10 protein-coding genes are annotated in these 6,468 nt (G+C 68.9%); 5 read left to right on the forward strand and 5 right to left on the reverse strand.

The features are described from left to right. Nucleotides 1-33 precede the first annotated feature (33 nt). Entirely contained in the window at nucleotides 34-357 is a 324-nt protein-coding gene (locus C1A33_RS17305) for an antibiotic biosynthesis monooxygenase family protein (RefSeq protein ID WP_207770351.1), read from the reverse strand. Between the two features lie 444 nt (nucleotides 358-801). On the opposite strand from C1A33_RS17305, the gene C1A33_RS17310 reads away from it, so the two are divergent. After that, entirely contained in the window at nucleotides 802-999 is a 198-nt protein-coding gene (locus C1A33_RS17310; RefSeq protein ID WP_133150708.1) for a hypothetical protein, read from the forward strand. Between the two features lie 96 nt (nucleotides 1,000-1,095). After that, a complete protein-coding gene (locus C1A33_RS17315) occupies nucleotides 1,096-1,287 on the forward strand; it encodes a transposase (protein ID WP_243407651.1) in 192 nt (63 codons plus the stop codon). A 371-nt stretch (nucleotides 1,288-1,658) separates the two neighbouring features. Here C1A33_RS17315 and C1A33_RS17320 read toward each other — a convergent pair whose 3' ends face one another. From C1A33_RS17320 to C1A33_RS17330, 3 genes are all read right to left on the reverse strand, one after another. Then, nucleotides 1,659-2,141, reverse strand: coding sequence for a DUF6326 family protein (locus C1A33_RS17320; protein WP_243407648.1), 483 nt, complete (start codon nucleotides 2,139-2,141; stop codon nucleotides 1,659-1,661). A 241-nt stretch (nucleotides 2,142-2,382) separates the two neighbouring features. Then, the gene (locus C1A33_RS17325; RefSeq protein WP_101832524.1) at nucleotides 2,383-3,039 is read right to left on the reverse strand and encodes a response regulator; all 657 of its coding nucleotides are present in this window, start codon (nucleotides 3,037-3,039) and stop codon (nucleotides 2,383-2,385) included. After that, a complete protein-coding gene (locus C1A33_RS17330; protein WP_101832525.1) occupies nucleotides 3,036-4,178 on the reverse strand; it encodes a sensor histidine kinase in 1,143 nt (380 codons plus the stop codon). The genes C1A33_RS17325 and C1A33_RS17330 overlap by 4 nt, the downstream gene beginning before the upstream one ends. 133 nt (nucleotides 4,179-4,311) lie before the next feature. On the opposite strand from C1A33_RS17330, the gene C1A33_RS38385 reads away from it, so the two are divergent. Then, entirely contained in the window at nucleotides 4,312-4,584 is a 273-nt protein-coding gene (locus C1A33_RS38385) for an ATP-binding cassette domain-containing protein (RefSeq protein WP_207770352.1), read from the forward strand. On the opposite strand, the gene C1A33_RS17340 is transcribed toward C1A33_RS38385, so the two are convergent. Continuing rightward, a complete protein-coding gene (locus C1A33_RS17340) occupies nucleotides 4,483-4,914 on the reverse strand; it encodes a transposase (RefSeq protein ID WP_341477236.1) in 432 nt (143 codons plus the stop codon). The genes C1A33_RS38385 and C1A33_RS17340 overlap by 102 nt on opposite strands. On the opposite strand from C1A33_RS17340, the gene C1A33_RS17345 reads away from it, so the two are divergent. After that, nucleotides 4,913-5,419, forward strand: coding sequence for an SRPBCC family protein (locus C1A33_RS17345; RefSeq protein ID WP_101832526.1), 507 nt, complete (start codon nucleotides 4,913-4,915; stop codon nucleotides 5,417-5,419). The two genes, C1A33_RS17340 and C1A33_RS17345, sit on opposite strands and share 2 nt — an antisense overlap. Then, the gene (locus C1A33_RS17350; protein WP_101832527.1) at nucleotides 5,407-6,255 is read left to right on the forward strand and encodes a helix-turn-helix domain-containing protein; all 849 of its coding nucleotides are present in this window, start codon (nucleotides 5,407-5,409) and stop codon (nucleotides 6,253-6,255) included. The genes C1A33_RS17345 and C1A33_RS17350 overlap by 13 nt, the downstream gene beginning before the upstream one ends. Nucleotides 6,256-6,468: the final 213 nt, after the last annotated feature.

Raw genomic sequence — 6,468 nt, forward strand, 5'->3', positions numbered from 1 at the left:
CCTCCCGCCACACCTGCAGGTAGCGGGTCGCCTTCACCGCGTTCCCGCGTCCAGAAATTCGGCCGCCACCTCATACCAGCCGCCGTGCACGGTGGCATAGCTGGTCGCGGTGGCTGCCGACGCGGTGAAGCTGGGATTCGCCAGCGCCTCGTCCCGGGCTTCGATGCTGTCCCAGTGCGCCACATTGACCAGGCCGAACCGGGACTCCGGAAACAGTCTGCGGTGCAGCCGCGCATCTCGGAAACCGGGGGCGGCGTGGATGAGTCCGACACGCTCCCGCCAGCGTGCGATGGACTCCTCGATCCGGTCCTCGGGCAGTTCCCACGCGTCGATCAGGGTGATTCCGTTATCAGTCACCGCACCATCGTGAAACCTCAACCACACTTCAGGTCAAGATGATCCGGTCACGCTACCCGGCGAGCGACGCAACTATGTCCAGGACCCGCCTGCGCATGGTGGGGCTCCTTCGCCACCGGCGGACCATCACCCGATCCCTGATTGCCGACCACTGACCCTTGGAATCGATCATTTAGCCGACGTGGCACGGGGTTGGCTGGTGGCCGGCGTACTTGCGTCCGAGCCTGCGCTGTGTGCAACGCGGGTACGGACCCGGGGTCAGCCTCACTCACGAAAAGACGCTGGTGAGAAGCCTGATCCTGCGCGAGCACGATGGGTACCATCCCTGGCTTGCACACACTAGCCCCGTGTTTCCCACGTGCGTGCGGTGGGCCTGTCGCGTGATGTTTTGGTTGTTCCGTGTCGGGCCTGCCGGGTCCTGGAGTGGCGGGCCTGGAACGGTTCGTGGCTGTGACGGCCGTGGTGGATTACGGGCCGCCGAGCGTCGAGAAGATGCTCGGCGCGCTGCCGGTCGTCCGTGACTTCCTACGCCGGCTGGATGTCTCCCAGGTGCACTGGGACATGACGGTGCGCCACGAAGCGCTGAGTGACCGTGCGGGGGTGGAAGGACCCCGCCGCCTGGCTGTCGCAGCAGCCGGGTAGAAGCTGAGGGCAGTCTGATCCGGGAGGCGCCGGGGAGGGCAGGAAGCAGCCCTGACAACGACGGGCGACGTCAGCCGGTTCCCCAGCCCGGCACATCTGGCCAGCTGGGCGGGGCTGACCCCGCGTCACCGCGAGTCCGACACCACCGTGCACCGCGGCCACATCACCAAGCAGGGCTCCACCCTGGTCCGCTGGGCCGCCATCGAGGCGCCGGGGCACGAACATCGGCAAGGTGGCCGCGGCCCGCAAGCTGCTCACGCTGGTCTACTGCGCGCTGCGCGACGGTGAGGTCCGCGCGCTGCGCCCGACGGCGTGAGCGGTCCGCTCCCGGTCGGCGGCGTGGCCGTGCAGGTCATGACTCCCACCCCGGTGACGTGGTCGTTGTTCTGATTGACCCCCGCCGACCGCGGTCGCAACGCTCCATGCCCCAGTGGCGAAGGGATGACTGGCAGCCGAACCTGCCACCGGCACGGACACGGAAATGGAGACGAAACCCGCACCAACCCCCACCCGAGAGGAACCGCATTCCCGAACCAGAAAGATCAGGAGTCGAGCGGCCTGACGGCCGCGCTCAACCCCGCGCCGATTCCCCGGTCACCCGGCCCACACCGCGGCACCGAGGCAGATGGCTCCGAACAGGACGGGGACCGTTCTTGGGTTCACGCTTGCTGCTGGGCGCGAACGGTTTCACGGTCCGGGCTGGTCGCCGACGGTGCGGTGCGGGGCCAGGTCCAGGCGTACCGCACGATGAGGGCGAGTAGGATCAGTTCCAGTACGATGCCAAGGCCGTAGAAGTACAGCCAGGACTCGCCCACCGCGTTGAATGCCGTGACGGGAACGTAGAGCGAGGCCACGATGAGGTTCGTGATGCGGGTCGCCCGGGCGGGCAGCGTCATCGACAGCACGACCATGATGATCGGGATGGCCACTAGGGTCAGCGCCGTGGTCGAAAAGGTCTGGGAGAGGTCGAACTCGAAGACCTTGCCGTCGAGGATGTCTTCGATGACGCCGGGCGTGAAGAAGTTAAGAATGTCCACGTAGGCGTACAGGAACATGAAGCTGGTCCACGCCGCGGCGAGCTTGGCTCTGACCGGGATCGGCTGGTCTTCCAGTGTGGTGGTGGGTTGACGCGTTCTCATCATGGGCTCCGTCGTTGGTGAGGATCGGTACGTCCACGATCGCTGAGCCCGGCGGCGGGCACACCGGCCCGGAGGCCGGAGTTCGCCTGGCCGATGAGATGGTCTCTCTCTCGTGCTTTCGGCTGACCCCCCGCTGCCGCGCTGTCCCTACACTGGACAGAAGGTGACGAAGGCGCTGCGCTCGTTGTGGGCCTCGGTCGCCCCCGGCCGGGACCAGTCGTCGTGCATGTACGTCAGGTTCGGTTCAGTGCCCCACCCGGCCGGTGTCGTAGGCCCACATCGCGATCTCGACCCTGTTCCGGGCGCCGATCTTGGCCAGCAGGCTCGCGACGTGGGTCTTGGCGGTCGTCAAGCTGATGAACAGCTCGGCGGCGATCTCCGCGTTCGTGCGGCCGACAGCGACCAGTTTCAGCACCTCCTCCTCGCGTTGGGTGAGCGGCTCGATCGGTTGGGTACGGCGTTTCGATGAGGCCCCCGCGGCAAGGGTCGCTAGCAGCCTGCGGGTGATGTTCGGCGCGATCAGGGCATCGCCGACGGCGGCGGCATGGACAGCCTGCACCAGCAACTCTGGCCCGGCATCCTTGAGGAGAAATCCTCGGGCTCCGGCCCGAAGCGCGCCGTGGACGTACTCGTCCAGGTCGAACGTCGTGATCACCACCACCGCGATGGGGTCCGCGACGCCCCGCCCTGCGAGGAGCTCGGTCACCTCGATGCCGTCCAGCCCGGGCATCCGAATGTCGACCAGGCACACGTCGGGGCGGAGCCGATGCGCCAGCTCGACGGCGGCGTTGCCGTCGGCGGCTTGGCCGACGACCTCGATGTCGGGCTGGGCGTCAAGGATCATCGACAGGCCGGTGCGCACCAGATCCTGGTCGTCTGCCACCAGCACGCGCGTCGTCATAGGGGCAACTCCATCGGCAACTCGGCGTCGACCGCCCACCCGCCCTCGGGCGCCGGCCCAGCGCGTAGCGTGCCGCCGAGCAGCTGCACGCGCTCGGTCATCCCCAGCAGCCCGAAACCGTGGGTCGCTGGCCGCGCCGGGTCGATCTGGCCGTCGTCGGTCACGCGGAGCCGCAGCCTTCCTGCGCCCTCGACGACCCTGATCTCCACACGCGAGGCGTTTCGGGCGTGCCGCAGCGCGTTGGTCAGCGCCTCCTGCGCCATCCGGTACACGGCGGCGTCGACCTGGGGCCGAAGTCCGGCCAGATCACCCGCCAACTCCACGTCGACGACGGGGTCCGGTTCGCGGCGGGCGAGGAACACCAGGTCGGCGACGCCGGGCTGGGGATCGTACTCCGCCGGCGCTCCGTCACGCAGCACCCGGACCATCGCTCGCATCTCCGCCAGCGTCCGCGACGCTTCCCCCTCGATGATCGCAAGCGCCTCGAGCGCCGCTTCAGGTCGCTTCGCGGCCATCGTCATGCCAGCCTGCGCTTGCAGAGTGATCGCCGAGACGTGGTGGGCGACCGAGTCGTGCAGCTCGCGCGCGAGACCGACGCGCTCCTGGCTGCGGACCTGGTCGAGCGCCCGGCGCCGACTCTCGGCGCGGTAGCGGAACGCCGCTCCGCCCGCCGCCGCCGCCGCCAGGACCGCCAACCCGCCGAAGAGCTCGGCTGGCCCGGTGTAGTCGGTCGCAAAGCTGAACACCGCGGCGACCGCAACCACCAGCAGCCCGATCACGATCTGACGCCCTGAGCCCCAGCGGACCAGCGAATAGACGAGCACCAGGATGTAGATCATCGTGTCTAGGCCCACGCCTGGGGTCCCGCCCAGCCAGCTCGCCAGTCCTAACGCCATCCCGGTGCCGAAGCCCACCACGACGCAGACCAACGGGTGAGTACGCCGCCATAGCAGCACCGGCGCAAGTCCGACCGTCACGATCGTCATGACCGGCCGCCAGGTGACCTCCTCTCGGAGGGTTCCTTCGAGCAACGCCGCCACCATCACCACGCCGACCAGCACCCGGTCGAGCCACACCCGTTCGGGCGCGTCCGCGGCGCGGGGCTCGTCCCAGAGCGAGCGCAGGCCGGTAGTGAACACACACCCAGCCTAGAGACAACCCAGGCGTCGGAGACCCACCGAAAGAACGAGACGCCGCTCCCCCCAATGACAGAGGCGGGTCCGGCCTCGACGCCGATGTGCCGGAAGGCCGGTCGCGGCGAGGCTTCCGGTCATGATCACTGTTGACCACCTGACCAAGAGCTATCGCGGCGTGACCGCCGTCAACGACGTCTCGTTCACCGCCCGACCGGGCCGCGTGACTGGCTTCCTCGACCCCAACGGGCCCGGCAAGTCGACAACCATGCGGATCATGGTCGGCCTGAGCCCCAGGGCGCCGTCAAAGTCAGGTTGCGCTGATCAGGTTGATGATCTGGAGGACGCGTTCGGGTCTGCGGGCGGTGGCTCGCATGGCCTGGGTGATGCTCTGGTGGCCCGTCAGGCGTAGCGCGTTGATCGCGGTGTCGCGGGCGATGGCCCAGGCGAGAGCGGCGTTGCCGGTGCGGACGGCGTGGCGGTCCTCGTCGAGCACGCGGTCGCGGACGTGGTGGACGGCCTCGACCGTCCAGTGCCCACGAGCCCGAGCGGCGAGGTGGCGGGGGTGGGCCTGTTCGGCGGGCAGGCTGGTGACCAGGTAGAACTGAGGTGAGCCCCGTTTGTTCTTACACTCCCCACTTGAACGACAAGCTGGGACGCGAACTCGGGTCGAGGGCTGCGCGAGGGTATGTACTGGCAGGTGTCTGCCTCGGGCGGGCATGGCCCGTGATGCTTGTGGCATGACGAAAAAGAGTGTTCCGATCACTGTCTTCGCCCATACGACGTCCAGCCCCGCGCACACCTACCGGGTCATCGTGCCGATCGATCTCGCTCAGGTGTTCAAGCCGTGGGGGCCGTTTCCCGGTGTGGCGGAGGTGCGCGGCCAGACCGGTACGTGGGACCGGCCGGGGACCTCGCGCCAGACCTGGTTCACCGACGGCTCAAAGGCCGACGAGCGGCTCGCCGAGGTCGTGGAGGGGCACGGGTTCGCCTATGAGCTGAGCGGGTTCACCAACGTGCTAGCCAAGCTGGTCTCCGGGGTGCGTGGCGAGTGGTCGTTCCTGCCCGACGGCACCGGTACGTCGATCCGGTGGACCTACGATTTCCGGCCGCTGCCTGGCCGCCGCTGGGTCGTCGCGGGGCCGTTCAAGCTGCTCTGGACCCGGTACATGCGTGCCGCGCTCGCCCGGATGGTGACCGTGGTGCAGGAAACGCCCGGTGGCACCATGGAGGAGTGCGCGACCTGAGCTTCGGGGCCTTGCTGCGCGGCTGGCGTGACCGCCTCGACCCGGCCGACGCCGGCTACGCCCGGTCGGCCCGCCGCCGCGCTCCCGGGCTGCGCCGTGAGGAGCTCGCCGAGCTCGCCGGCCTGTCCGTCGAGTACGTGCTGCGCTTGGAGCAGGGCCGGGCCACCCACCCGTCCGCGCAGGTGGTCTCGGCCATCGCCCGCGCGCTGCGGCTCACCGCGGCCGAACGCGACCAGCTCTTCCGCGCCGCCGGCCTGCTCGCCCCGCGTGACCACACCGTCGGCACCCACGTGCCGCCGAGTATCCGCCGCCTCGTCGACCGCCTCAGTGACCTCCCGATCGGCGTGTTCGCCGCCGACTGGAGCCTGCTGTGGTGGAACGACATGTGGACGGCTCTGCACGGCGACCCGGCCGGCCTGCCACCCGCCGAACGCAACCTCGCCCGCGCCCTCTTCGGCACGGGAGAGGGTTGCTGGCACCTGCGCCCCGTCTCATCGGCGGCCGGACCGTACGCGTTCGAGACCGCGATCGTCGCGGACCTGCGCGAAGCGGTCGCGCGCTACCCCGCCGACCCGGACCTGGCCGCGCTCGTGGACGGGTTGCGCACGGTCTCGCCGTTCTTCGGTGAACTGTGGGCCGTGGCGGGCATGGAGCAGCTGACCGGGGACCTGAAGACGATCAGACATCCCGAGCTGGGTGAGGTCACCCTGGACTGCGACGTGCTGACCGTGCCCGGCGTCGACCTGCGCATCGTCACCTACACGGCAGCCCCGGGGACCCGCGGCGCCGACCAACTCGATCTCATGCGCGCGTCCCGGCTCAGCGAAGCCCGCTGACAATCGGGGCGCTGAGGAACTCATTCGGCATCTGACTGTCCACCACCAACATCCTGTGCGGACGTGATCGACGACCGCTCCCCACGCCTGGTGCGACGCCTGCCCCGAGCTCGGCGTCCGCCACAAACGCACTCGAAGTCAAATGGGCAGCACGGAACGTAACTGGTCAGGTCTCGTAGATCGTTTGTTTTTCGTTCCCCGGCCGGCTGGGAC

It is taken from the genome of Frankia canadensis (genome assembly GCF_900197875.1).
GTDB lineage: Bacteria > Actinomycetota > Actinomycetes > Frankiales > Frankiaceae > Frankia > Frankia canadensis.